The following is a 24,217-nucleotide window of genomic DNA, read 5'->3' as shown; positions in this document are numbered from 1 at the left end:
GCAGGCGAGGCGTGCCGCCCAACGCCGCTAACGCTGCATGACCAGGGCCTCATAACGCGCCCAGATTTTTTCGGCATAGCGCTGGCGTAGTACATCGCGCTCCGGCCCAGAACCCGGCCCCGCATTGTAGGCGCCCACTGCTGTCCAGTTGTAGCCGAAGCGCTGGATAAACTCGGCGAGTATCGACGCACCAACCTCCACCGACAGGCAAGGCTCGTTCAACAATCGCTCCTCGGTAATCCCCAACTTGAGCAGGCGCGGCAAATGCATGCTGTTGATCTGCATCAGGCCGATGTCCCGGGTGCCATTGTTGTTGGCGGTGTTCACCGCGTCAGCTCGATAGCCCGACTCCACCGCGGCGATGGCTTGCAATAACTCCGGTTCGATATCGTAACGACCGGCAATTTCCTCCCAGCAGTAGGCCAACGCCGGATGCGCGCTCATCAACCAACCAAAGAGCAGCGCCTTGCTCCAACGCTTATCCATGTCGGACCTGACCGCAGGCAGAACACACTTGCCCCCCTTGAGTGTGCCCGTCTCGGCGCACCTTGACCGGACAGTTAAAGCGATAACCCCTACCGTAGATCGTCTTGATAAACCCCTTGTCGGCGCCCAAATGTTTGCGCAGCGAGTAGATGCACCGTGTCAGGGATTCTTCGGCGACCTCGCCTTGGGGCCAAACCAGCTCCAGCAAGCGATCCTTAGTCATCAGCGCACCACCCGACACCAGCAGCAATCGCAAGACATGCCACTCCTTGGGCGGCAATTGAATATCGGCGCCCTCACCGGTCAAGCGCCCATCGCCATGCAAGGTCCAACAGGCAAAAACCAGGGAAACCGTCGTCAATTCATCATTCACGACGCCCATATCCACCTCGGTATCCGACAACTGACATTGAAGTCCTTATTTCCTTGACTGGCGCTTGCGCCCACGCGACGACTATAAAAACCCGCCTGACAACCCACCCTAGGAAAAAGCTCAGAGATCCTGCGTTTTTTGGGATCACTGCGTAGGGCGTTTCACAACGTGAACGCACCTGGGGCCCACTCTCGATAAACCTCATGCAGCTCAACCCCCAAGCGGTCCTCCAGTTGCACCAACTCGCCCAAGGCCAGCAGTTGGCCGTTGACCCGAACTTCCACGCAGTGAATGACCGCTGGCGCCAACGGCAACACCTTCCCTGGCGCAAAAGCGGCCAGACGCTTGCGGCTGATCAGTTGTTCCTGCAGAAGAATTTCCAAATGCATGGGTCAATGCCTTTATTCACGAGAACCGTCGCGATTTGGCCGCACGAACGCACGTTGCACACGCTCGTATTGCGCCGCGGTCAATGGAGGCGGCCCGCTGCCTGCGGCCGCGTCTTTCGCCTCTGCTGCGGCAGCGCGGGCCTGAATCACAAACAGGCGAACGTCGGCCGAACCTCCGGGCACCGTGCTACGGCCCTGCTCGCGCGGGTCACGGGGGAATGCGCCCAGCCACAGGCGCTTGCCCTGTGAGACGCGCACCACGCTGCTGACCCCTACCCGCCCGACCCCTGCCGGTTTATCGCGCTGCCCCTTGGCACTCATGGGGCGACCATCCTCAATATCCAGGAGCATCTCGATTTCGTTCGCCTCAGCAAAACGCGGCAGCACACTGACCTGGGTGGCGTAATGCACAGGCTTCCACTCGGCGGTGTCATCCGCACGGGCCGGCAGATAGAACGTATGGTTGTCGTTAAACACCGCCGGCACGTTCTCCTGAGTCAGAATCACCGGCAGCGTCACCACCTTTGCTCGACGGCGGCGCTCCAGCGCAGCGATCTGCGCCATCAGGCGGTTATCCTCCAGCGGCTCCATGACACGAGTGGTCGAGTTTTTGGCATCTTCGTCCAAAGCCAAGTTGAGTTTTTTCAGCTCATCGCGGCCCAGGTCGACCAGCCACAGCGACACTTCGACCGCTCGCCTGGGCGTATCCAGTTCCGCCACCAGTTGTTCGATAAACCGCACCTGCGCCGGTTTGCCTCTGATCAACAGGCTGTTGGTATCCGGATAGGCAATGACTGCAAGGCTTTTGTCGGTCAGCAACCCCTTGTGCTCACTGGCCAGCACCGCTTCGATTATCGACGCTATCCCCGCGACCCTGACCTTGCCCTCACCCATTGCGTACTCACGATCCGCCACATGGGTGTTGAGTACCTGAACCACCCCAAAGGCGTGGTCCCCCACACGCAGTTCAGCGCGCTCGCGGTCCATCAATTGCGCCAGCCGCAACACCCGGTCGACATAGCTCGGCGGGCCGGACACATAGAACGTTCGCGGGCCGTCGGCACGCAGGGGAAAGTGGGATTCCTGCAACCCAGCGCGACGCATGAGGCTGCGAAACCGATCGATGGAAATATGCCGCAGCGACACCGCCGAGCTTTTCGCTTCGTTGGCGTCATAGAGACAAAACCCTTGGCCGTCGCTGTACCAGATCAAGCCATGCTGCTGCGCCAGTTCTTCCAGGGTCTGCTGCGGCGCAGTCAAATCAAACAGACCACTGACACGTTTGCGCGCCACCTCGCGACTCACCACGATCGGCAGCCCCAAGGGTACCGACAGCGCGGTGAACACCGTGTGCAGGCTCTCCTCCTGTGCCTGATAGGTCTCGCCCCAGGCCACTGCACATGCCAGCCACAGCAGGGCACACAGCCACCAGTGGCGAAGGCGGCGGCGGGACATGCGTTCGAGGAAGTCAGCGTACACCGTGGAAGTTCCTGGGGCCTGCAGAGGGAAGCGGCCATACTGCGAGGCCGCCTCTTTTCAATCTTGATGGAAAGTTAACGGCCGCCCATCACGCTTACCCCGTGGCATGTGCCTTGCTATGAACTCTGCATCAAAGCGCGTACCAACGGCGGAACGGGCTTACGGACAAAGGCGTCGTTACCCGCAATGGCCTTGCATCGCCATCTGAGGGGGCGACGCTTTTTTTTGAATGAAAAGGTAGGTGCGGATGAAAGATTCGGTGGGCAACGGCCCGATAAGCAACGCGCTGGCGTGGGTGAACGGCAGCGATGCGCCGGAAAAGAGCAGCCTCGACCTGGGCTTTATGGCCTTGAGCGATTGCGCCTCGCTGGTAGTGGCGGCGACCCAGGGCTTCGCACAACCCTACGGCCTGACCCTGAATCTCAAACGTCAATCTTCCTGGGCCAACCTGCGTGACAAGCTGGTCAGTGGGGAGTTGGATGCCGCCCACAGCCTGTATGGGCTGATCTACGCCGTACACCTGGGTATCGGTGGCGTGGCGCCCACCGACATGGCCGTGTTGATGGGCCTGAACCAAAACGGTCAGAGCATCAATCTTTCCCGTGGTCTGCAACAACAAGGGGTGGTCACTCCTGAGGCACTGGATCGCCATGTGCACCAAAGCCGAACAAAACTGACCTTCGCTCAGACATTTCCCACCGGCACCCATGCGATGTGGCTGTACTACTGGCTGGCGAGCCAAGGCATTCATCCGTTGCAGGACGTTGACAGTGTGGTGGTGCCGCCCCCGCAAATGCTTGCGCATCTGCAAGCCGGCCGGATCGACGGGTTTTGCGTGGGCGAGCCCTGGAGCGCCAGCGCGGTCGCGCAAGATCAGGGCTTTACCCTGGCGACCAGCCAGGCGATCTGGCCAAACCATCCCGAGAAGGTCCTCGGCTGTACCCACGCGTTCGTCGAGCAATACCCCAATACGGCGCGGGTACTGGTGATGGCCATCCTCGAAGCCAGCCGCTTCATTGAACAGAGCATTGAGAACCGGCGCTCCACGGCGCAATTGCTCAGCGGCCGCGAATACCTCGACGCGCCACTCGATTGTATTGAGCCACGTTTACTCGGGGCTTATGACGACGGCCTGGGCAACCACTGGCAGGACCCTCACGCGCTACGGTTTTTTGCGGGTGGCCAGGTCAACCTGCCGTACCTCTCCGACGGCATGTGGTTCATGACCCAGTTTCGCCGCTGGGGCCTGTTGCGCGACGACCCGGATTACCTGGGCGTGGCGCGCCAGGTGCAGCAACTGGCGCTGTATCGCGAGGCCGCCACCGCCTTGGGCCTCAACGCCGGGGACCAGGACCTGCGCAGCAGCCAGCTGATCGACGGCAAAGTCTGGGACGGCTCGGACCCGAGCGGCTACGCCCGCAGCTTCCGCTTGCATGCGCTGGCCGATCACGCCAACCGCCAAGCCTTGCGCTGACAGGAGAACTGCCATGCTGCGTATCCTGTTGATCAATGACACACCCCGCAAGGTCGGGCGCCTGCGTACGGCGCTGATAGAGGCCGGCTTTGAGGTAATCGACGAGTCCGGCCTGACCATCGACCTGCCGGCGCGCGTCGAAACGGTGCGTCCGGACGTGATTCTGATCGATACCGAGTCACCGGGCCGCGATGTGATGGAGCAAGTGGTGCTGGTCAGTCGCGACCAGCCACGCCCCATCGTGATGTTTACCGATGAACATGACCCGAATGTGATGCGCCAGGCCATCAAGTCCGGGGTCAGCGCCTATATCGTGGAAGGCATCCAGGCCCAGCGTCTGCAGCCGATCCTCGATGTGGCCATGGCCCGCTTCGAGAGCGATCAGGCCTTGCGCGCGCAGTTACAGGCGCGGGACCAACAGCTGGCGGAACGCAAACGCATCGAGCTGGCCAAGGGCATGCTGATGAAAATGAAGGACTGCAATGAAGAAGATGCCTACACCTTGATGCGCCGCCAAGCCATGAGTCGTCAGCAGAAATTGATCCAGGTGGCGGAGCAGATCATCGCCATGAGTGAGCTGCTCGGTTGATTTGGCTCAGCTCTTGCTAATGAATCATCACAGGTAACCAACGGCGGTTGCCCCTCCACGACAAAGACGTCGCACATCCGGTTTGCCCTCGCGAACCCGGTGGCGGCGTTTTTTTTGTTTTGGCCCCTGTGTGGGGCCGGTGGGGCGGCCGTAGTGGCTGTTCCATCACCAGGCCTTCTTACAAGACTCCTAACCGTTGAGGTGCGTGATGAAATCAAGCTTCTGGAAATCCGGGCACACCCCGACCCTGTTTGCCGCGTTCCTGTATTTCGACCTGAGTTTCATGGTCTGGTATCTGCTGGGCCCGCTGGCGGTGCAGATTGCCGCCGACCTGCAATTGACCACCCAGCAACGCGGCCTGATGGTAGCGACACCGATCCTGGCCGGTGCGGTACTGCGTTTTCTGATGGGAATGCTGGCCGACAGGCTGTCGCCCAAGACCGCCGGGCTGATCGGCCAGGTGATCGTGATTGTCGCGCTGTTCGGGGCCTGGAAACTGGGCATCCACAGTTACGAACAGGCCCTGCTGCTGGGGCTGTTTCTGGGTATGGCCGGCGCGTCCTTCGCCGTGGCGCTGCCCCTGGCTTCACAGTGGTACCCCGCCGAACACCAGGGCAAAGCCATGGGAATTGCCGGTGCCGGCAATTCGGGCACGGTATTCGCTGCCTTGCTGGCCCCGGTGCTCGCAGCGGCGTTTGGCTGGAGCAATGTGTTCGGGTTTGCGCTGATTCCGTTGATCTTGACGCTGGTGGTCTTCGCCTGGCTGGCGCGCAATGCCCCTGAACGGCCGAAAGCCAAATCCATGGCCGACTACTTCAAGGCCCTGGGCGACCGTGACAGCTGGTGGTTCATGTTTTTCTACAGCGTAACGTTCGGCGGCTTTATCGGCCTGGCCAGCGCATTGCCCGGCTATTTCAACGATCAATACCACCTCAGCCCGGTGACTGCCGGCTACTACACCGCCGCATGCGTGTTTGGCGGCAGCCTGATGCGTCCGCTGGGGGGGGCTCTGGCGGACCGATTCGGCGGCATCCGCACCCTGCTGGGCATGTACAGCATCGCGGCCATCTGCATTGCCGCCGTGGGCTTCAACCTACCCAGTTCGTACGCAGCATTGGCGCTTTTCGTCTGCACCATGCTCGGTCTCGGCGCAGGCAACGGCGCGGTGTTCCAGTTGGTTCCGCAGCGCTTTCGCCGTGAAATCGGCGTGATGACCGGGTTGATCGGCATGGCCGGCGGCATCGGTGGCTTCGCGCTCGCGGCCGGCATGGGCGCGATCAAACAGAGCACCGGTAGCTATCAACTGGCCCTGTGGTTGTTCGCCAGCCTGGGCGTATTGGCATGGTTCGGTCTGCACGGCGTCAAGCGTCGCTGGAGAACCACTTGGGGCTCGGCCGCCGTGACGGCTGCACGCGTCTGATGAGCCTGCAACTGAGCGTCGCCCAGGCCAGTGCCATCGGCCCGCGCCCGGAAAACCAGGATGCGCTGCGGGTGGTCACCCCCGTGGCGGAACTGGCGGCCAGCAAAGGCTATTTGTGCGCCATGGCCGACGGCGTCAGCCAATGTGCCGATGGCGGATTGGCCGCGCGCTCGACCTTGCAAGCCCTGGCGATGGACTACTACGCCACGCCGCAAACCTGGAGCGTAGCCCAGGCACTGGAACGTTTACTGCTGGCCCAGAATCGCTGGTTGCAAGCCAACGGTGGTGGCCAGCCGCTGCTAACGACTCTAAGTGCCCTGGTGTTTCGGGGCCAGCGCTTTACCCTGGCCCATGTCGGCGACTGCCGGGTCTATCGCTGGTTGGACGGCCAACTGCAACGCATCAGCGAGGATCAAGTCTGGGAACAGCCGGGCATGCAGCACGTCCTTAAACGTGCGCTGGGCCTGGATCAACATGTGGTGCTGGATTTTCTAGACGGCCACTTGCGCGAGGGCGAGTGCTTCCTGCTGCTCAGCGACGGCGTATGGGCAACCTTGGCCGAGCACAGCATCCAGACCATCCTGCGTGAGCAGGCGGACCTGGACGTAGCCGTGGGCACCCTGGTCAATACTGCCCACTTGGCCGGCAGCCAAGACAATGCCAGCGCGTTGCTGGTACGCGTTGATGCCTTGGGTGCCGCCACCCTCGGCGACGCCCTGGGGCAGTTGCAGCAATGGCCGCTGCCACCGCCATTGAAACCCGGCCAACCGTTCGAAGGCTGGCGGGTGGAAGCATTAGTGGCGCAAAGTCGACAATCCTTGCTCTACCGGGTCCGCGATACCCAGCAACAGCCCTGGCTGTTGAAAACCTTGCCACTGAGCCATGACGACGATAGCCAAGCCGGCCAGGCTTTGCTGGCCGAAGAGTGGTTTTTGCGGCGCATGGCCGGACGCGCATTCCCAGAAGTGCACAGCGCCGGTAGCCGGCAGCACTTGTATTACGTCATGCGCGAGTATCCCGGACAAACCCTCGCCACCCTGTTCCAGCTTCAGGGGCCCCTGCCTCTGGCCCAATGGCAGTCCGTCGCCGAGCGCTTGCTGCGGGCCGTGGGCCTGCTGCACCGGCGGCAAATCCTGCACCGCGATATCAAACCGGAAAACCTGTTGTTGGGGGACGACGGCGAGTTGCGCGTGCTGGATTTCGGCCTGGCTTACTGCCCCGGCCTGTCGGAAGACCGTGCCCACCAACTGCCGGGCACTCCAAGTTTTATCGCGCCCGAAGCCTTCAATGGCGAAGGGCCTACCGCCCAGCAAGATTTATACAGCGTTGGCGTCACCTTGTATTTCCTGCTGACCGGGCATTACCCCTACGGCGAAATCGAAGCCTTCCAACGGCCCAGATTCACCCAGCCTGTCAGCGCGAGCCGCTATCGCCCCGACCTACCGGACTGGCTGCCGCTGAGTCTGGAACGGGCGGTGTCCGCCCAGCCGTCGCAGCGTTACGAAACCGCCGAAGAATGGCTACTGGTACTGGAGCAGGCTGACCGGCGCGAGCTGAGCGTCCGCCCCAGGCCTTTGCTGGAGCGAGAACCGCTAAAAGTCTGGCAAACCGTGGCACTGCTGTCGGTGCTGATCAATCTGGTGTTGCTGTATGCACTCCTTCATAACTGAGTATCTCTACACGAGGGCAACCTTATGAATGCAAAAGTCTGGTTGGTGGGCGCAGGTCCCGGCGATCCGGAGTTGTTGACCCTCAAGGCGGTCCGCGCCCTGTGTGAAGCCGACGTGGTGTTGATCGATGATCTGGTCAACCCGGCAGTTTTGGACCACTGCGCCGCGGCGCGCGTGATCACCGTGGGCAAACGCGGTGGCTGCCGCTCCACCCCTCAGGACTTTATCCACCGCCTGATGTTGCGCTACGCACGCCAGGGCAAATGCGTGGTACGCCTCAAGGGCGGTGACCCGTGCATTTTCGGACGAGGCGGCGAAGAGGCGCTGTGGCTGCGGGATCGGGGCATTGAGGTGGAACTGGTCAATGGCATCACCTCAGGGCTGGCAGGCGCGACCAACTGTGGGATTCCTCTGACATTGCGTGGTGTAAGCCGTGGCGTAACGCTGGTTACTGCGCACACCCAGGATGACAGCCAACTGAACTGGCGCGCCCTGGCCGAGGGCGGGACTACCCTGGTCGTGTACATGGGGGTGGCAAAACTGGAAGAGATTCGTCAGCAGTTGATGGAGGGTGGCATGGCGGCAGATATGCCCGTGGCGATGATCGAGAATGCCTCGCTGCCCCAGCAGCGCGAGTACCGTAGCCTGTTATCGCGCATGCACAAGGATGCCCACGCATTCGCCCTTAAAAGCCCGGCGATCCTGGTCATTGGCCGTGTTGCCGCCAGAGAACAAGCTGCATATGTCGCAGCCGCCGCCAGCGCATGACACAAATGGTAGGCGAAAAAAAACCCGGCCTGAGCCGGGTTTTTTCTACAACTCAGTAATTACTGAGCGGTAGCTTCAACCGAAGCTTCTACGCGACGGTTGATAGCGCGACCAGCTTCAGTTGCGTTGTCAGCAACTGGGCGGGATTCGCCGTAACCTACAGCAGTTACACGGCTAGGAGCCACGCCGTCTTTAACCAGGACTTGCTTAACAGCGTCAGCACGACGCTGGGACAGCTTCTGGTTGTAAGCGTCTGGACCTACGGAGTCAGTGTGACCAGCTACTTCTACGTTAGTAGATGGGTACTGAGCCATGAAGTCGGCCAGGTTTTTCACGTCGCCGTAGCTGTTAGGCTTAACAACGGCTTTGTCGAAGTCGAACTTAACGTCCAGCTCAACACGAACAACCTGAGCAACTGGAGCTTCTGGCTCTGGAGTTGGCTCTGGAGCTGGTGCTGGGGTAGGAGCTGGAGCAGCTGCGCCAGCGTTACCGCCGAAGTTCACGCCCAGGCCGACCAGTGCGGAGTAATCCCACTTGCCGTTGTCCAGACCGTAGTCAGCTTCAACACCGGCACGAGCGTACAGGTTGTTGGTGAAGTAGTACTTAACGCCGGTACCGACAGTGGCGAAAGTGGTCTGATCGCGACCGCTGTGACCGTCAGCCTGTACGTTGGTACGGCTCTGGTGACCGAAACCGCCTTCTACGTATGGACGCAGGGAGTCTACGCCAGCTTGACCGAAGTGATACTGGGCAACCAGGCTGCCGGTATCGCCTTTGATCTTCTGGTTACCAGTACCGTCGTTCGAACGGGTGTGGTTGGTCTTGTCGTAGGACAGGTTCAAGGACAGGTCGTCGGTCAGGAAGTAACCGATGCGAGCGCCAGGATTGAAGCCGTCTTCGATGTGCTTGACGCTATCGTTGTACTGCTTCTTGTAGAACAGCTCGCCTTCAACTGCGCCTTGGCCTTGTGCCAGAACGCCGAAAGAAGTAGCGGCAATAAGAGAACCAATGGCCAAGCCCAAGGTGTTTTTCAGTTTCATCCGTTAAATCCCCATCTGGTGATTGTAAAGCAGTCCCACAAACCGGGGGACAACTCGGCGACAAGTCTAACAGAACTTGCCTACACGTAAGAGATATTTGCCACGCACTAAGTTTCAGTCTCGCCCGCAAATTTCTCACGTAATTTATCAAGAGCACGTTTGTAACGCATTTTTGTAGCACTCAAACCCATATGCATGATGTCGGCGATTTCCTGAAACTCCAGCTCTGCGACAAAACGTAGCACCAGAATTTCTCGGTCAATCGGATTCACATGCACCAACCAGCGATCGAGCCCGCCCTTTTCCTCGGGTGCCGGCGCCTTTTCTTCAGACGCCTCCTCAAGGGGGTCCAGGCTCAAAGCGTCCATCAAGCGACGCTTTCGCCGTTCCTTTCGATACTGCGTGATGCACTCGTTGTACGTGATGCTGTAGAGCCAGGTCTTGAACTTCGATTTGCCCTCGAAGTTCTTCAGGCCGTACAACACCTTGAGCATCACTTCCTGACAGACATCGTCAGCATCTCTATCGTTCCCCAAATACCTTGAACAAACGTTGAACAGAGTGCGTTGATATCTGCGCATCAATTCTTCGTACGCGCGAGTTACGTGAAACAGCTCCGTGTGCGAACGCGCGACCAACTCCTCATCAGAGAGCTCACGGGGGTCATAGCGCGTGGACAGCGATTGGGCTTTATTCAAAACAAGTCGTGCCGACAGTCAGGTCAATGTCCGCTGCGGCCCGGTCACCCGGGTTCGCGGCGGCGTACATTAGCAGGGTTTGCCGGTTTAGCGGCTACTGACCTGCTGTTCCAGGAGAATGCGATTGGACAGCGACACCAGCTCGCCGTCATCGGTCAACACGGTCGTCTTGACTGTGCCGATCTCCTCGATTTGCCCTTCGACCTCGCCCACACGCACCTGTTGGCCCACCTGGTACAACTCGCGCACATAGATTCCTGCAAGAATCTGACCGGCAATTTCCCGGCTACCCAAGCCCATGGCCAGCGCAACGGCCAGACCAACGGTAATCAAAACGATCACAATCACATGGTTGAGCAGGTCAGTCTTGACCTCCAACTGGCTGATCGCGACCGAAATACTGATGATGATCACCAGCCCCTGGGCGATCCGCCCCAGGCCGGCAGCGTAGTCCAACCCCACGCCTTCGGCGGCTCCGCGCACCAGCCCGTTGGCCAACTGCGCCAGTAAAACACCTACCAACAGCACCAGCGCGCCGCCGAAAACCTTCGGCAAATACAGCGCAAGCATGTCGAGCGTAGCTGAAACTCGCTCAAGGCCAAGGGATTGAGCGGCAGAAACCAGAAAAATCAGCAACACGAACCAGTAGACGATCTTGCCGACCAGTGTGGAGATCGGCACTTGCAACCCGGCGCGCCCCAGCAGCTTGGTCAGGCCGGTGCCTGCCATCAAGCGATCAAGGCCCAGTTTCGCGAGCAATTTGGACAGCAGGGTGTCGAGCAGCTTGGCCACGACAAAACCCAGCAACACCAGCACCAGCGCACCGAACAGGTTGGGAATGAAGTTCGCCACCTTGGTCCACAATGCGGTCATCGCGGTGACCAGGCTCTGGGTCCAGAGATCAAGTTCCATATTCAATCAGCCTTATCAGCAGTGCGAGCAAGAGGTTTTCGACGGGAAACCGGTGAAACATGGGCAGAACCATTGTTCAGCGCCATCATCAAGGCCGGCAGCCAACGACCGAGCAGACCGAACAGATCCCCCGCCCCGACCTGACGGTTGGCGGTTTTCAACACGCGCCCCAGGCAAGCATCGTCATCGCGGTTGGACGGCGAAGCATTGAGCATGTCACGCAAAGACTGTTCGAACGGATCGTGCATAAAGACCTCTCGCAAGTGATTTAAAAGACGAGGGTAAATTTCATGGGGTCACATGAGACCCTTCCTACGTTCAGCTCATATTCAGCTCAAACCCAGCGCAACCGTCTAAACAGCCACCATTGCCCGAGCGCCACCGAGACCATCAGCAGGCACGCAAGCATGAATCCATAGGGGCTGGCCGAGAACGGAATGCCGCCCACATTGATGCCCAGCAAACCGGTCAGGAAACTCATCGGCAGGAAGATTCCAGTGATGATTCCGAAGCGGTACATGGTGCGGTTCATGCGTACGCTCAAACGCCGGTCTTCGGCCTCCAGCACAAGCCCCACGCGCTCCCGGGTCAATTCAAGCTCCTCCAGATAGCGTGTCAGGCTGTTGTTCAATTCGTTCCAGTAATCAGCATCGTCGTCACAGAACCACGGCAGTTTGATCCGCGTGAGCTGGGCAAAAATATCCCGCTGCGGTGCCAGAAATCGCTTGAGCCCGGCCGCTCGCCGGCGGATCTGCAACACGCTGCCATGCTCTGGGGTATACCGTTCGTCGGTATCGAGTTTTTCTTCCTCGGCATCGACGATTTCAGACAAATCCGTGACCAGATCCTGCACTTTATTGGTCAGGTACTGCGCCATATAAAGGATGAGCTCCGACGCAGTACGCGGCCCCTTGCCGTCCGCCAGTTGCACCAGCAACTCATCGGTGGCGCGCAACGGGCGCAGACGCAGGGAAATCACCCGGTTGGCCGCCGCGAAAATGCGCACCGAGACCATGTCTTCCGGTTCGGCGCCTGGATTGAGGTTGACCCCTCGCAGAAACAGCAACAGCTGCGAATCCGGCAGCGGCAACAGGCGCGGGCGAGTGTTTTCCTCCAGCAACAGGTCGCAGGCGAATTCACTCAAGCCACTGGATTTGCGCAGCCAGGTCTGCGTCTGGGGATGGCTGCGATCCCAGTGCAGCCACAGACTTTCCTCTGGCTGCAACTGCAGGTCATCCAGCTCAGTCCGGGCAATCGAACGCGCACCGCCTTTACAGTCCAGCACCAGGGCATGCACCAGCCCCCATTGCGCGTTTTCTTCCTCGAACATCCTCACCCCTGTCGGCTTTTACGATTTATTCAGGCATTTTCAACGGGCTGGGCGACACGATCACGCCATTGTTATCCGCATACACGTATTCACCCGGGCGGAAGGTGACGCCGGCAAACGTGACCGCCACATTCAGGTCACCAATGCCACGCTTGTCGGTTTTCATCGGGTGACTGGCCAAGGCTTGTACGCCCAGGTCGGTCTGGGCGATGACGTCGACATCGCGGATGCAACCGTAGATGACCAGCCCTTCCCAACCGTTTTTCGCAGCTTTCTCGGCGATCATGTCGCCCAGCAGCGCGCGGCGCAGGGAACCACCACCGTCGACCACCAGCACCTTGCCGGTCCCCGGTTGGTCGGCCTGTTCCTTGACCAGCGAGTTATCCTCAAAGCACTTGATGGTAACAATCTCGCCGCCAAAGGAGTCTCGGCCGCCAAAATTGCTGAACATCGGCTCGACCACCTGCACCAATTCGGGGTAGGCGTCGCACAGGTCGGGGGTCACGTAATGGTTCATCGAAAAATTCCTTTCTGCCAGAGAAGTGTCTTTCAAAGAAGTACCGGGCGAAACGGGTGGGAAACATCCCATCGGTTTCACTGCAACGCAATAGCCTCTACGCGACTGAATATGACCAGAAGCGTCCGGCGCGTCATATCTTAGCCGCAACCTCGCAGGAGTGAAACGCCCTTGGTAGAGCGCTTGGTCAAACCGCGGCGAGAGCCTGCGCCGGGGCGCCGAACAAAGGTGTTATAGGGTCTTTCAACCATTGCTCCACCAGAGGCCAGACCTCGGCCTGGGCAGCTTTGCTGACCAGCATCTCGACGTGCCCGAAATCTTCGGTAAACCCGTGCTTGCGTCCCAGACACACATATTGCCGATGCTCAGTGCCGACTTGTTCGAACAGCTTGCGGCAGGCCCAGTCCGGGTCCTGATGGTCGCCCGCCGCACTTACCGCCAACAACGGCACGTCGACGTCCGCCAAGCCCTTCCACCAGTCACGCTCGGCATCGCCGAAACGCCCGAACAGCCCGTGCCAGCGCATATTTTCAATCAATACCCCCACCGGCTCGTCTTCGGGCCCGCGTTTGAAACGCGCACCGGACACTTCAGCCATTCGCTTGAGAATAAAGCGCCCGCCCCACTCCACTGGTGGAATTTTCAACGGCCAGTAGGTGCGGCTGACCTGGCAGCCAAATAACGCGACCGAAGCCACCGCCGGCGCACCCAGATACTGACCGCCCAGGGCCGCCGCCAAGGTCGTGCCGCCCAGAGAATGGCCGATCCAGTGCGGGATCTGCGCGCTTTGCTCACGCACGAACGCGCCGATGGCCGGCAAGTCGTAACGCGCATAATCGGCCACCCGGTTACGCGCATATGCTTGATTGCGCTTGGACAGACCATGGCCGCGCATTTCCGCAATCCACACGTCAAAGCCTCGACGAGCCAGATAGGCGCCCAGGCCAATGCCCTTGGGCGAGTACCAGAAACGTCGATTGGAAAAACTGCCGTGCAACAAAATAACCGGGATGCCCCGGTTTTCCGGGACATCGGCCAGCCCCAAACGGGTCACCGCCAGTTCGACGCTGCCGTCCGGACTGTTGCCGGGTTTGAGGCGATACACATCTTCACTCAGGTCGCCACGACGCTCAGCGCTGATCAAGGCGACGGGAAACAGGTTGCTGCTGCTTTGCATAATGTTCTTGCACAAAAAAGGGCGGCGTCCACATGGATTCCCGCCCTGTACAGATAAGAATGCCGGTCAACCTCACGGCTGACCGGCACTTTTCACGGATCGACCTCAGGCGGACGCTTGGCCTTCCGCCAGGAAGAACCAAGTTTCCAGCACCGAGTCTGGGTTCAGCGAAACGCTTTCGATACCCTGCTCCATCAGCCATTTGGCCAAGTCAGGGTGGTCCGAAGGGCCCTGACCGCAAATGCCGATGTACTTACCGGCCTTGTTACAGGCCTGGATGGCATTGGCCAGCAGCTTCTTGACCGCCGGGTTACGCTCGTCGAACAGGTGCGCAATGATCCCGGAGTCACGGTCCAGGCCCAGGGTGAGCTGAGTCAGGTCGTTGGAACCGATGGAGAAACCGTCGAAGAATTCCAGGAACTCTTCAGCCAGGATCGCGTTGGATGGCAGTTCGCACATCATGATCACACGCAGGCCGTTCTCGCCGCGGGTCAGGCCGTTCTCAGCCAGCAGGTCAACCACCTGGCTCGCCTCGCCCAAGGTCCGTACGAACGGCACCATGATCTCGACATTGGTCAGGCCCATCTCGTTACGCACGCGTTTGAGCGCGCGGCACTCAAGCTCGAAGCAGTCGCGGAAGGTTTCGCTGATGTAACGCGAGGCGCCACGGAAGCCCAGCATCGGGTTTTCTTCTTCCGGCTCGTAGAGCTTGCCGCCGATCAGGTTGGCGTACTCGTTGGACTTAAAGTCCGACAGACGCACGATGACCTTTTTCGGGTAGAACGCCGCCGCCAGAGTGCTGATGCCTTCCACCAGTTTCTCGACGTAGAAACCCACTGGGTCGTTGTAACCGGCGATGCGCTTATCGACGCTTTCCTTGATATCCAGCGGCAGGCCGTCGTAGTTCAGCAAAGCCTTGGGGTGCACGCCGATCATACGGTTGATGATGAATTCCAGGCGGGCCAGGCCCACGCCGGCGTTCGGCAACTGCGCGAAGTCGAAGGCGCGGTCCGGGTTACCGACGTTCATCATGATCTTGAACGGCAGGTCCGGCATGGCGTCGATGGAATTTTGCTTGATATCGAAGCCTAGCTCGCCTTCGAAGATGAAACCGGTGTCGCCTTCGGCGCAGGACACGGTCACGCCCTGGCCATCCTTGAGCAACTGCGTGGCATTGCCGCAACCCACTACCGCAGGAATCCCCAGCTCACGAGCGATGATCGCCGCGTGGCAGGTACGCCCGCCACGGTTGGTGACGATGGCACTGGCGCGCTTCATCACCGGTTCCCAGTCCGGGTCGGTCATGTCGGAGACCAGCACGTCGCCTGGCTGGACTTTGTCCATCTCGGAGACGTCTTTGATGATGCGAACCTTGCCGGCGCCAATGCGCTGGCCGATAGCTCGGCCTTCCACCAATACGGTACCGGTTTCTTTGAGCAGGTAGCGCTCCATGACATTGGCCGAAGTGCGGCTCTTCACGGTTTCCGGACGGGCCTGCACGATATACAGCTTGCCGTCGTCACCGTCCTTGGCCCATTCGATGTCCATCGGGCACTGGTAGTGCTTTTCGATGATCATCGCTTGTTTGGCCAACTCGCTGACTTCAGCGTCGGTCAGGCAGAAACGCGCGCGTTCGGCCTTGTCGACTTCAACGGTTTTTACCGAACGACCGGCCTTGGCCTCGTCGCCATAGATCATCTTGATGGCCTTGCTGCCCAGGTTACGGCGCAGGATGGCCGGGCGACCCGCTTCGAGGGTGCCCTTGTGTACGTAGAATTCGTCGGGGTTGACCGCGCCCTGTACGACGGTTTCACCCAGGCCGTAGGCGCCGGTGATAAACACCACGTCACGGAAGCCGGATTCGGTATCGAGGGTAAACATCACGCCGGCGGTGCCGGTTTCGGAACGGACCATGCGCTGCACGCCGGCAGACAGGGCAACCAACTTATGGTCGAAGCCCTGGTGCACGCGGTAGGAAATCGCGCGATCGTTGAACAGCGAGGCAAATACTTCCTTGGCCGCGCGGATCACGTTTTCCACGCCGCGGATGTTGAGGAAGGTTTCCTGCTGGCCGGCGAAAGAAGCGTCGGGCAAGTCTTCGGCGGTAGCCGACGAGCGCACGGCAACGGCCATGTCCGGGTTGCCGGCCGACAAGGTGGCGAACGCGGTGCGGATTTCTTCGTTGAGCTTCTCGGGGAACTCGGCTTCCATGATCCATTGGCGGATCTGGGCACCGGTCTTGGCCAGGGCATTGACGTCGTCGACGTCCAGGGCATCCAGCGCGGCGTGGATCTGAGCATTGAGGCCGCTCAGTTCGAGGAAATCGCGGTAAGCCTGGGCCGTGGTGGCGAAACCACCCGGCACCGAGACACCGGCGCCCGCAAGATTACTGATCATCTCGCCGAGGGATGCGTTCTTGCCCCCCACATGCTCTACATCATGGACGCCGAGCTTATCGAGGGAAACTACGTACTCTACCAAGGTGATCTCTCCACTAACTGTGTTGGAAAAGCTCAGGACGCCGGCTGCTCGTGGGAGCATTCACCAGCGTTTGTGGCCTGGACCTGGAAAATAAGTGAGAATGCGGCCCACTGTGGGACGGCAAAATCGCGCCTATCATATCCAAGATTCGTCATCAGCTTAAGGCCCAGGGCTCAAATGAAACGATCTGCTTTCTTTATTTCCGACGGCACCGGCATTACAGCCGAAACACTGGGTCAAAGCCTGCTCGCGCAGTTCGAAAACGTTACCTTCGCCAAATTCACGCGGCCTTACATCGACAGCGTGGAAAAAGCGCGGGCCATGGTACAACAAATCAATCTGGCGGCTGAAAAAGACGGTTTTCGGCCGATCATTTTCGACACCATCGTCAATCAAGACATTCGTGAGATTCTCGCAACCTCGAATGGTTTCATGATCGACATTTTCTCCACGTTCCTGGCGCCACTGGAACAGGAGTTGAGCGAACATTCCTCCTATTCGGTCGGAAAGTCCCATTCCATTGGGCATAACTCCAACTATATGGAGCGTATCGAGGCGGTGAACTTTGCCCTCGACAACGATGATGGCGCCCGCACCCACTACTACGACAAGGCCGATCTGATTCTGGTGGGCGTGTCGCGCTGCGGCAAAACGCCCACCTGTTTGTATATGGCCATGCAATTCGGTATCCGCGCGGCCAACTACCCGCTGACCGAGGATGACATGGAGCACCTGACCCTGCCGGCCGCTCTGCGCGCCCATTCGCACAAACTGTTCGGCCTGACCATCGACCCGGACCGCCTCACCGCCATCCGCAACGAACGCAAGCCCAACAGCCGCTATTCGAGCTACGCCCAGTGCGAGTTTGAAGTGCGCGAGGTGGAAAATCTGTTCCGCCGCGAGAATATTGCGCACATCAATTCCACGCATTTTTCGGTGGAGGAGATCTCGGCGAAGATTCTGGTGGAAAAGGGCGTAGAGCGTAGGTTTAAGTGAGGCAGCTGCAAGTTGAAGCCGCAAGCCACGGCCACTCAGCTCTAAGCTTGCAGCTTGTCGCTATCCCAACTACAGCTGAAACCGCCCCCCTCCCTGCCCCAAGGCCGTGGCCAACGCATCGAACCCCACGCGCAACAACTGATCGTCCCCCGAGGTGTTGCAGATACTCGCCCGGATAAATTGCGGCACGGCGGTCTGCCCCACGGCGAAAGCTTCGGCAGTGGCGATCAGGTAATTATTCTGCTTGAGTTCCGCCTCGATTTCCGAAGCACGCCACGGCTCAGGGACTTCAATCCAGAAGTGCGGACTGTTGAGATGGGTGCGGTACTCCAGCCCCTCCAGAAGGTCGCGCACCAGGGCTTTGCGCCGGCTGATCTCATTGATTTGCTGGCTGAGCAGGTATTGCGCCGTGCCATTTTCGATCCACTGCGTGGCCAGTTCCAGGGTAACCGGCGTGGCCATCCAGCACGTCGAACGCAACGCTGCCGAAATGCGGCTGACCAACGCCGGCGGTGCATGCACATAGCCCACCCGCAGGCCCGCGGATACGGCCTTGCTCAGGCTACTGATCAAAATCGTACGCTCAGGCGCGAAGAAACTCAGCGGCGGCGGCCGATCTTCCACCAGCACACCATGGGCTTCGTCCTCCAGAATCAACAGGTTGTGTTCGCGGCACACCTTGACCAGTGCTTCGCGACGCGCCACCGATAGCACTGCGGTGGTCGGGTTCTGAATCGTCGGTGTGCAGTACAACGCCGAAATCCGGTGATTACGACAGACTTCATCCAGCGCACTGGGCAGTACCCCTTCGTCGTCCATTTCCAGGCCGATCAAGCGGACGCCGAGCATACGCGCGGCAGTGATCAGCCCAGGGTAAGTCAGTTGTTCGGTGACCACGGTGTCGCCCGCGCGCAACAGCGCCATCATTGCGCAGAGCAAGCCATGCTGGCCGCCATTGACGCAGATAACCTGTTCGGGAATCGGATGGAAATCGCGCTGCACCAGCCACTGCGCGCCCGCGTCGCGGTAGCGCGGCAGACCGGCATCCGGGGTGTAGGCACTGATGTCCTGCAAGAACTTAGCGTTGGTCGACAGGGTCTGAAAGCTCTGGGCCAGGAAGGCGGTCTCCTGCCCTGGGATATGCATATTGCGGCTCATGTCGAAGTACTGGCGCGGTTCCTCACTGAAGTTGCGAAACCCTTCATCGCGCTGGCGCTCCATCCCACGCTTGCGCACGAAAGTGCCGTCACCTACCCGAGCCACCACCAACCCAAGGCGCTCCAGTTCACCGTAAGCCCGGCTGATGGTGCCGATAGTCACCCCCAGGTTATCGGACAGCACCCGATGGGGCGGCAGTTTTCGCCCCGGTTCAATCAAGCCTTCAAGGATGCCTCGCTCCATCACATCAGACAGGCGCTTGTACTTCACGCCCTGCCCGCTGGACAGCCCCTCACGCATAATTGACACCATGTCAATATTTGTTTTGACAGCCATCTTTCGCCCTAATAGTGTGCTTTTACGGGTTCAATCGCCGAATTTAACCACTCATTACAAGTTCAATATAGAGTTCAATTCCGGCTCAGGGAAGCAATAAACGATGCCAATGTCCGCCGTCCTCGAAAACACCGCCAAAACCAAAACCCAGAAACAGTGGGTGGCCGGGCTGGTCACCAGCGTCATGTTTCTGATCGTTTGCCTGAGCTGGGGCACCACCTGGTTGGGGATCAAGATCGCCGTGGAGAGCGTGCCGCCATTGACCTCGGCGGGCCTGCGTTTTCTGATCGCCTTTCCACTGTTCCTATGCTTTGCCATGGCCCGTCGCGAGCCGATTCTGTTTCCCCGCGAGAGCCGCTGGTTCTTTGTGTTCGTGACCCTGTCCTACTTCAGCGTGCCCTACTACCTGCTCAATTACGGTGAGATGCATGTGTCGTCCGGCCTCACCGCCCTGCTGTTCAGCTGCATGCCAGTGTTTATCCTGATTTTCTCGGCGCTGTTCCTGCGCGAGCGCATCTATTTTTCCCAGGTGGTCGGCATCGGCATCGGCTTCGGCAGTCTCTACATGATCATCCGCAGCCAGGGCCTGCACCTGGACCACGCCGAGTTCTTCGGGGTGTTGGCGATTCTGACCGCCGCGATCATGCATGCCTTGTGCTATGTCATTACCAAGCAAAAAGGCAGCGCCATCAGCGTGATCACCTACAACACCCTGCCCATCGGGATTGCCGGAATGATGCTGTTTATCGCCGGTTTGTTGTTTGAAACGCCGACTTTCGATGCCATTACCCTGCGTTCATGGAGCGCGCTGGTTTACCTCGGGTTGGTGGCCTCGGTGGGCGGGTTCATCGTGTATTTCATGCTGCTCAAGCGCTTGAGCCCGATCATCCTGTCGTTTGTGTTCATCATTTTTCCGGTGTTCGCAGTGATCATCGGCGCCTGGTACGAAGGCGTGCCGATTTCCCGCGACCTGATGCTGTACTCGGCCATCCTGCTGGCCGGTTTTGCAATCACCAAACTGCCGATCGAAAAATTGCTGGCCAAGAAAAATTGACCTGCCCGACCCATCACCTTCAACCACGCGAGAGAAACATGGACGTGCTCCGCCCCGACGCCCTGGAACAGATCTACACCCACGCCAGCCGCACCTATCCAGAGGAATGCTGTGGCTTCGTCTTCGCCGACGGCAGTGTGCACCAGGGCAGCAATATCCAGAATGAGCTGCACCGCAAGAACCCCGAGATGTACCCGCGCAGCGCGGCCAATGGCTACACCTTCTCGGTGGCCGACACCCTGCTGATGAACAAGGCGTTTCGCAGCGACAACCCGGTGGTAGTGATCTACCACTCACACCCGGATGTCGGCGCCTATTTCAGCGACGAAGACCAGGACAAGGCACTGTTCATGGGCGAACCGATCTACCCGGTCAGCTACCTGGTGGTCGATGTTCGCCAGGGCCAGGCCCTGGGTTCCAAGCTGTTTGCCTGGGATGGCAAACAGTTCGCTCTTAACCCTTTCAACGACCTGCACACGGAGTTGTCCATGAACGCTGTCTCTTTCCCCGACATTCTGGTTCGCGTGGCAAAGCTGCCGGAATCGACCCTTGAGGGCACCGGATCGACATTGCGCGAAGTCATTGAAAACCTCTGCAGCAGCCACCCGCAACTGCGTCCGCATCTGTTCCACGAAAAGAACAACCAGCTCAAGGAACACTTCCTGTTTACCGCCGAGCAAGAGCTGATCAGCGCCGACGACCCGCTGCCGGAAAAAGCCAGCATCGAAGTGCTGCTCGCCACGTCCGGTGGGATGGACGTGGACACCCTGAGCAACGAAGAAGTACAGCGCTACGTGCGCCACATCACGCTCCCCGGCGTGGGTCGCGAAGGTCAGTTGAACCTCAAGAAAGCCAAGGTGCTGATCATCGGCACCGGCGGCCTCGGCTCGCCCATCAGCCTGTACCTCGCGGCGGCCGGCGTGGGCACCCTGGGGCTGGTGGACTTCGACGTGGTGGAAAGCAGCAACCTGCAACGCCAGATCGTCCACGGCAACAGCACTCTCGGCCTGCCGAAGGTCGAATCAGCCAAACAGCGCTTGCTGGACCTCAACCGGCATATCCGGATCAATGCCCACGACACCGCCCTGAATGCCGACAACGCCCTGGACCTGGTGGGCGCCTATGACCTGGTGATCGACGGCACCGATAACTTCGACACCCGCTACCTGGTCAACGACGCGTGCGTACAGTTGGGCAAGCCCTTGGTATACGGCGCGATCTACCGTTTCGACGGGCAGATCAGCGTGCTCAACTACCAGGGCGGGCCGTGCTACCGCTGCCTGTTCCCCAGCCCACCGCCCGCCGAACTGGCGCCCAATTGCAGCGCCGGCGGTGTCATCGGTGTGCTGCCGGGAGTGGTCGGAATGATCCAGGCCACCGAGGCCATCAAACTGTTGATCGGCATTGGTGAACCATTGTCCGGCCGGTTGATGCGCTTCGACGCCCTGGCGATGAAATTCAGCGAGATCCGCTTCAAGCGCCGCGCCGACTGCCCGTGCTGTTCGGACCTGCGTCACAGCCAAGCAATAGCGCCGGCCGTGTGCGCCGATGCCATGCCGCGCGCACCTTCACTGGCCGAGGAACGCTACATCAAGCCCCAAGGGCTCAAACAGGTCATCGAACACCCCAGCAGCGCCGACGTACTGCTGGATGTACGCGACGCCAGTGAACTGGAGGTATGCAAGTTGCCGGGAGTGGTGCATATCCCCCTGGCGGAGCTGGATGGGCAGCTGGATCGCCTCAGCCGCGACAACACCCATTACCTGATCTGCTATGCCGGCACCCGCGCCGAGCAGGCCGCCAGCACGTTGCTGGCGGCGGGCTTTGCCAACACCAAAGTCCTGCAAGGCGGCATGAAGCACTGGGTTCGCGACGTCGAACCCGACATGCCTTTGTACTGACCACCGGCCATGGGTTCCTACCTCATGCTGCATAACTCTATTCTCGACGCCATCGGCCAGACGCCCATCGTGCGTCTGGCGCAATTTTCCGAAGACCTCGGCATCGAGGTCTACGCCAAGCTGGAATCCCTCAACCCCGGCGGCAGTCACAAGGCGCGCATCGCCCTGGGCATGATCCTCGATGCCGAGCGCCGAGGCGTGCTGATCCGGGACTCCGGGCAAACCATCATCGAGCCCAGCGGCGGCAACACCGGCATCGGCCTGGTCATGGCCGGCAACGTGCTCGGCTATAAGGTGGTGCTGGTGATTCCCGACAATTACAGCCCGGAAAAACAAAAATTACTGCGCCTTTACGGGGCCAAGGTGGTGCTGTCGGACAGCCGTCTCGGGAACAACTCCCATGGCGAAAAGTGCATGGAATTACAGCTGGAAAACCCCAGCTACGTGATGCTCAACCAGCAGCGCAACGGCGCCAACCCGCAAACCCACCGCGACACCACCGCACGGGAAATCATCCGCGCCTTCGGCGACCGCCATGTGGACTACTTCGTCAGCGGCATCGGCACCGGCGGGCATATCACCGGTATCGGCGAAACCCTGAAGACCGCCTGGCCCGCCATCCGTGTGATGGGCGTGGAGCCGGAAGAATGCGACCTGCTGAAAAACCAACACGCACCGCACCATATCCAGGGTCTGTCGATCGGGCTGATCCCCAGCATCCTCAACGTGGATGTGATCGACGGCATGCTCAAGGTGTCGCACCAGGACTGCAAGGACATGATGAAACGCATCATGCGCACCGATGCCATCAGCCTGGGCCTGTCATCTGCCGCCAATATGGTGGCCATCGCCAGGCTCGCTCCCGAATTACCGCCCGAAACGGTGGTGCTGACCATGGTCTACGACAATGCCGACAGCTACCTGCCCAGTTTCGACTAACCGGTTTTCCAACCCTCCAGAACGCGGGGATGCCTCCATGGGCGGCTTTATCGACATGCAACACCTGCACGATGAGTTGCTCACCCATCTCATCAAGACCCTGACGCCCGCGCAGATGAAGCAATTGGAGCCGCATCTGGCGCCGCTGATCCAGAACGCCGCCCAAGCGATTGCCGAGGATTTGATCGCCTATGCCTATCGCGACCCGGCATCCCGTGGGCGGGGCGAGCTGATTCTGGAGTCCTATGCGTCGTTCAAAGCGGTGCTGTACTACCGCCTGGCCCATCTGGTGTGGAATTTCCCCGACACCCCCAACGGCATGTTCTCGCGCATCGCCCTCAAACTGAGCAACCAGGGCAAGGTGCTCTCGGGTGCCGAAATTCACCCGGCGGCCCGTATCGGCCGGCGTTTTGTGCTGGACCACGGCTACGGCACGGTGATTGGCGAAACCTGCGAGATCGGCAACGACTGCTACATCCTCTGCGGCGTGACCCTGGGTGCCCGGGGCATTGCCAACAACCCCGACGGCAAGCGCCATCCGCGCCTGGGCAACAACGTCGAGGTCGGCTCCGGGGCCCGCGTGCTCGGCTATGTACTGATCGGTGACAACGTGTTTATCAGCCCGTCCTGTGTGATTACCCAGGACGTGCCGGCCGGCACCAAGGTCAAGGTGGTCAACCAGATCCAGCTGCAAAAGCACGATGAGTCGGACAACAGCAAGTACCTCGGTGCGTTCGCCTTGGACGAGCGCCTGCATGTGGTCGGCGAGATCAATACGAGCCACAAGGTCACCGTGCTCGATGCCGATTTCCACCCGCTGCCGGGATTGATGTTGGAGCCCACAGTCAAGGAGCGCCATCACCTGCAGTTTCGTCTGCACCGCGTGGAACCCGCCAGCCACCTGCCGCGCCTGCCGCTGAACCTCAAGGTCTGCGGGCCGGAATTCGAGATCACCCTGCTCTCTCCCCCTGGCTTGAGTGCAATGGTGCGTCATCTATTGCAAGCCAGCCCACTGATCGTCGGAGGATGA

At 59.9% G+C, this 24,217-nt stretch carries 23 protein-coding genes; 10 read left to right on the top strand and 13 right to left on the bottom strand.

What is annotated here, in order from left to right:
- Nucleotides 1-27 precede the first annotated feature (27 nt).
- The 4 genes from K1567_RS23960 to sctC all read right to left on the bottom strand — a co-directional run bounded on the left by K1567_RS23960 (nucleotide 28) and on the right by sctC (nucleotide 2,703).
- The gene (locus K1567_RS23960; protein ID WP_034099708.1) at nucleotides 28-486 is read right to left on the bottom strand and encodes a transglycosylase SLT domain-containing protein; all 459 of its coding nucleotides are present in this window, start codon (nucleotides 484-486) and stop codon (nucleotides 28-30) included.
- Nucleotides 479-868, bottom strand: coding sequence for a winged helix-turn-helix domain-containing protein (locus K1567_RS23955; RefSeq protein ID WP_034099865.1), 390 nt, complete (start codon nucleotides 866-868; stop codon nucleotides 479-481). The genes K1567_RS23960 and K1567_RS23955 overlap by 8 nt, the downstream gene beginning before the upstream one ends.
- A gap of 152 nt (nucleotides 869-1,020) precedes the next feature.
- The gene (locus tag K1567_RS23950) at nucleotides 1,021-1,248 is read right to left on the bottom strand and encodes a FliM/FliN family flagellar motor switch protein (RefSeq protein ID WP_169902490.1); all 228 of its coding nucleotides are present in this window, start codon (nucleotides 1,246-1,248) and stop codon (nucleotides 1,021-1,023) included.
- A gap of 12 nt (nucleotides 1,249-1,260) precedes the next feature.
- Entirely contained in the window at nucleotides 1,261-2,703 is a 1,443-nt protein-coding gene (gene sctC / locus K1567_RS23945) for a type III secretion system outer membrane ring subunit SctC (protein WP_220699065.1), read from the bottom strand.
- 271 nt (nucleotides 2,704-2,974) lie between these two features.
- Here sctC and K1567_RS23940 point away from each other — a divergent pair, with 271 nt between their 5' ends.
- From K1567_RS23940 to cobA, 5 genes are all read left to right on the top strand, one after another.
- On the top strand, nucleotides 2,975-4,201 hold the full coding sequence (locus K1567_RS23940) for a CmpA/NrtA family ABC transporter substrate-binding protein (protein ID WP_099312259.1): 1,227 nt from the start codon (nucleotides 2,975-2,977) through the stop codon (nucleotides 4,199-4,201).
- 13 nt (nucleotides 4,202-4,214) lie between these two features.
- Nucleotides 4,215-4,790 (top strand): ANTAR domain-containing response regulator, encoded by a 576-nt coding sequence (locus tag K1567_RS23935; protein ID WP_034114824.1) that lies wholly within the window; start codon nucleotides 4,215-4,217, stop codon nucleotides 4,788-4,790.
- Between the two features lie 208 nt (nucleotides 4,791-4,998).
- Nucleotides 4,999-6,210, top strand: coding sequence for a NarK/NasA family nitrate transporter (locus K1567_RS23930; RefSeq protein WP_034099712.1), 1,212 nt, complete (start codon nucleotides 4,999-5,001; stop codon nucleotides 6,208-6,210).
- Nucleotides 6,210-7,880, top strand: a complete 1,671-nt coding sequence (locus K1567_RS23925; protein WP_220699064.1) for a bifunctional protein-serine/threonine kinase/phosphatase — start codon at nucleotides 6,210-6,212, stop codon at nucleotides 7,878-7,880. The genes K1567_RS23930 and K1567_RS23925 overlap by 1 nt, the downstream gene beginning before the upstream one ends.
- 24 nt (nucleotides 7,881-7,904) lie before the next feature.
- A complete protein-coding gene (gene cobA / locus K1567_RS23920) occupies nucleotides 7,905-8,648 on the top strand; it encodes a uroporphyrinogen-III C-methyltransferase (protein WP_034099714.1) in 744 nt (247 codons plus the stop codon).
- A 59-nt stretch (nucleotides 8,649-8,707) separates the two neighbouring features.
- On the opposite strand, the gene K1567_RS23915 is transcribed toward cobA, so the two are convergent.
- The 8 genes from K1567_RS23915 to ppsA all read right to left on the bottom strand — a co-directional run bounded on the left by K1567_RS23915 (nucleotide 8,708) and on the right by ppsA (nucleotide 16,803).
- The gene (locus K1567_RS23915; protein ID WP_034099715.1) at nucleotides 8,708-9,688 is read right to left on the bottom strand and encodes an OmpA family protein; all 981 of its coding nucleotides are present in this window, start codon (nucleotides 9,686-9,688) and stop codon (nucleotides 8,708-8,710) included.
- Nucleotides 9,689-9,795: 107 nt separating this feature from the next.
- Nucleotides 9,796-10,386 (bottom strand): RNA polymerase sigma factor SigX, encoded by a 591-nt coding sequence (gene sigX / locus K1567_RS23910; protein ID WP_034114827.1) that lies wholly within the window; start codon nucleotides 10,384-10,386, stop codon nucleotides 9,796-9,798.
- Nucleotides 10,387-10,473: 87 nt separating this feature from the next.
- A complete protein-coding gene (locus tag K1567_RS23905) occupies nucleotides 10,474-11,298 on the bottom strand; it encodes a mechanosensitive ion channel family protein (protein WP_034099717.1) in 825 nt (274 codons plus the stop codon).
- A 2-nt stretch (nucleotides 11,299-11,300) separates the two neighbouring features.
- On the bottom strand, nucleotides 11,301-11,546 hold the full coding sequence (locus tag K1567_RS23900) for a hypothetical protein (protein ID WP_005790375.1): 246 nt from the start codon (nucleotides 11,544-11,546) through the stop codon (nucleotides 11,301-11,303).
- Between the two features lie 86 nt (nucleotides 11,547-11,632).
- Nucleotides 11,633-12,628: a zinc transporter ZntB gene (locus tag K1567_RS23895; protein WP_047881273.1), complete on the bottom strand. Its 996-nt coding sequence runs from the start codon at nucleotides 12,626-12,628 to the stop codon at nucleotides 11,633-11,635.
- Nucleotides 12,629-12,653: 25 nt separating this feature from the next.
- On the bottom strand, nucleotides 12,654-13,145 hold the full coding sequence (rraA, locus tag K1567_RS23890) for a ribonuclease E activity regulator RraA (RefSeq protein WP_034114828.1): 492 nt from the start codon (nucleotides 13,143-13,145) through the stop codon (nucleotides 12,654-12,656).
- A gap of 187 nt (nucleotides 13,146-13,332) precedes the next feature.
- Nucleotides 13,333-14,322, bottom strand: coding sequence for an alpha/beta fold hydrolase (locus K1567_RS23885; RefSeq protein WP_034114829.1), 990 nt, complete (start codon nucleotides 14,320-14,322; stop codon nucleotides 13,333-13,335).
- Between the two features lie 105 nt (nucleotides 14,323-14,427).
- On the bottom strand, nucleotides 14,428-16,803 hold the full coding sequence (gene ppsA / locus K1567_RS23880) for a phosphoenolpyruvate synthase (RefSeq protein WP_034099721.1): 2,376 nt from the start codon (nucleotides 16,801-16,803) through the stop codon (nucleotides 14,428-14,430).
- Between the two features lie 177 nt (nucleotides 16,804-16,980).
- Here ppsA and K1567_RS23875 point away from each other — a divergent pair, with 177 nt between their 5' ends.
- Nucleotides 16,981-17,799 carry a pyruvate, water dikinase regulatory protein gene (locus K1567_RS23875; RefSeq protein WP_034099722.1) on the top strand — a complete coding sequence of 273 codons (819 nt, stop codon included), beginning with the start codon at nucleotides 16,981-16,983 and terminating at the stop codon, nucleotides 17,797-17,799.
- Nucleotides 17,800-17,868: 69 nt separating this feature from the next.
- Here K1567_RS23875 and K1567_RS23870 read toward each other — a convergent pair whose 3' ends face one another.
- Nucleotides 17,869-19,293 (bottom strand): PLP-dependent aminotransferase family protein, encoded by a 1,425-nt coding sequence (locus K1567_RS23870; protein ID WP_034114830.1) that lies wholly within the window; start codon nucleotides 19,291-19,293, stop codon nucleotides 17,869-17,871.
- A gap of 160 nt (nucleotides 19,294-19,453) precedes the next feature.
- Here K1567_RS23870 and K1567_RS23865 point away from each other — a divergent pair, with 160 nt between their 5' ends.
- From K1567_RS23865 to K1567_RS23850, 4 genes are read left to right on the top strand one after another with little or no spacing between them, the layout of a single operon-like run.
- Nucleotides 19,454-20,347 (top strand): DMT family transporter, encoded by an 894-nt coding sequence (locus K1567_RS23865; RefSeq protein WP_167389909.1) that lies wholly within the window; start codon nucleotides 19,454-19,456, stop codon nucleotides 20,345-20,347.
- 38 nt (nucleotides 20,348-20,385) lie between these two features.
- Nucleotides 20,386-22,248: a molybdopterin-synthase adenylyltransferase MoeB gene (moeB, locus tag K1567_RS23860; RefSeq protein WP_220698932.1), complete on the top strand. Its 1,863-nt coding sequence runs from the start codon at nucleotides 20,386-20,388 to the stop codon at nucleotides 22,246-22,248.
- Nucleotides 22,249-22,272: 24 nt separating this feature from the next.
- Nucleotides 22,273-23,187: a PLP-dependent cysteine synthase family protein gene (locus K1567_RS23855; RefSeq protein ID WP_034099867.1), complete on the top strand. Its 915-nt coding sequence runs from the start codon at nucleotides 22,273-22,275 to the stop codon at nucleotides 23,185-23,187.
- Nucleotides 23,188-23,224: 37 nt separating this feature from the next.
- Nucleotides 23,225-24,217: a serine O-acetyltransferase gene (locus K1567_RS23850; RefSeq protein ID WP_034099726.1), complete on the top strand. Its 993-nt coding sequence runs from the start codon at nucleotides 23,225-23,227 to the stop codon at nucleotides 24,215-24,217.

The sequence above is a fragment of the Pseudomonas sp. S5F11 genome, assembly GCF_019641515.1.
Classification (GTDB): domain Bacteria; phylum Pseudomonadota; class Gammaproteobacteria; order Pseudomonadales; family Pseudomonadaceae; genus Aquipseudomonas; species Aquipseudomonas rhodesiae.
Note: the sequence above shows the minus strand (reverse complement) of the source record. Positions and strands in the feature narration are given on the sequence as shown.

What these genes read in the sequence shown, in the direction of transcription:
- K1567_RS23960 (WP_034099708.1), bottom strand. Translation starts at nt 486, where the DNA reads ATGGATAAGCGTTGGAGCAAGGCGCTGCTCTTTGGTTGGTTGATGAGC.
- K1567_RS23955 (WP_034099865.1), bottom strand. Translation starts at nt 868, where the DNA reads ATGGGCGTCGTGAATGATGAATTGACGACGGTTTCCCTGGTTTTTGCC.
- K1567_RS23950 (WP_169902490.1), bottom strand. Translation starts at nt 1,248, where the DNA reads ATGCATTTGGAAATTCTTCTGCAGGAACAACTGATCAGCCGCAAGCGT.
- sctC (WP_220699065.1), bottom strand. Translation starts at nt 2,703, where the DNA reads ATGTCCCGCCGCCGCCTTCGCCACTGGTGGCTGTGTGCCCTGCTGTGG.
- K1567_RS23940 (WP_099312259.1), top strand. Translation starts at nt 2,975, where the DNA reads ATGAAAGATTCGGTGGGCAACGGCCCGATAAGCAACGCGCTGGCGTGG.
- K1567_RS23935 (WP_034114824.1), top strand. Translation starts at nt 4,215, where the DNA reads ATGCTGCGTATCCTGTTGATCAATGACACACCCCGCAAGGTCGGGCGC.
- K1567_RS23930 (WP_034099712.1), top strand. Translation starts at nt 4,999, where the DNA reads ATGAAATCAAGCTTCTGGAAATCCGGGCACACCCCGACCCTGTTTGCC.
- K1567_RS23925 (WP_220699064.1), top strand. Translation starts at nt 6,210, where the DNA reads ATGAGCCTGCAACTGAGCGTCGCCCAGGCCAGTGCCATCGGCCCGCGC.
- cobA (WP_034099714.1), top strand. Translation starts at nt 7,905, where the DNA reads ATGAATGCAAAAGTCTGGTTGGTGGGCGCAGGTCCCGGCGATCCGGAG.
- K1567_RS23915 (WP_034099715.1), bottom strand. Translation starts at nt 9,688, where the DNA reads ATGAAACTGAAAAACACCTTGGGCTTGGCCATTGGTTCTCTTATTGCC.
- K1567_RS23905 (WP_034099717.1), bottom strand. Translation starts at nt 11,298, where the DNA reads ATGGAACTTGATCTCTGGACCCAGAGCCTGGTCACCGCGATGACCGCA.
- K1567_RS23900 (WP_005790375.1), bottom strand. Translation starts at nt 11,546, where the DNA reads ATGCACGATCCGTTCGAACAGTCTTTGCGTGACATGCTCAATGCTTCG.
- K1567_RS23895 (WP_047881273.1), bottom strand. Translation starts at nt 12,628, where the DNA reads ATGTTCGAGGAAGAAAACGCGCAATGGGGGCTGGTGCATGCCCTGGTG.
- rraA (WP_034114828.1), bottom strand. Translation starts at nt 13,145, where the DNA reads ATGAACCATTACGTGACCCCCGACCTGTGCGACGCCTACCCCGAATTG.
- K1567_RS23885 (WP_034114829.1), bottom strand. Translation starts at nt 14,322, where the DNA reads ATGCAAAGCAGCAGCAACCTGTTTCCCGTCGCCTTGATCAGCGCTGAG.
- K1567_RS23875 (WP_034099722.1), top strand. Translation starts at nt 16,981, where the DNA reads ATGAAACGATCTGCTTTCTTTATTTCCGACGGCACCGGCATTACAGCC.
- K1567_RS23870 (WP_034114830.1), bottom strand. Translation starts at nt 19,293, where the DNA reads ATGGCTGTCAAAACAAATATTGACATGGTGTCAATTATGCGTGAGGGG.
- moeB (WP_220698932.1), top strand. Translation starts at nt 20,386, where the DNA reads ATGGACGTGCTCCGCCCCGACGCCCTGGAACAGATCTACACCCACGCC.
- K1567_RS23855 (WP_034099867.1), top strand. Translation starts at nt 22,273, where the DNA reads ATGCTGCATAACTCTATTCTCGACGCCATCGGCCAGACGCCCATCGTG.
- K1567_RS23850 (WP_034099726.1), top strand. Translation starts at nt 23,225, where the DNA reads ATGGGCGGCTTTATCGACATGCAACACCTGCACGATGAGTTGCTCACC.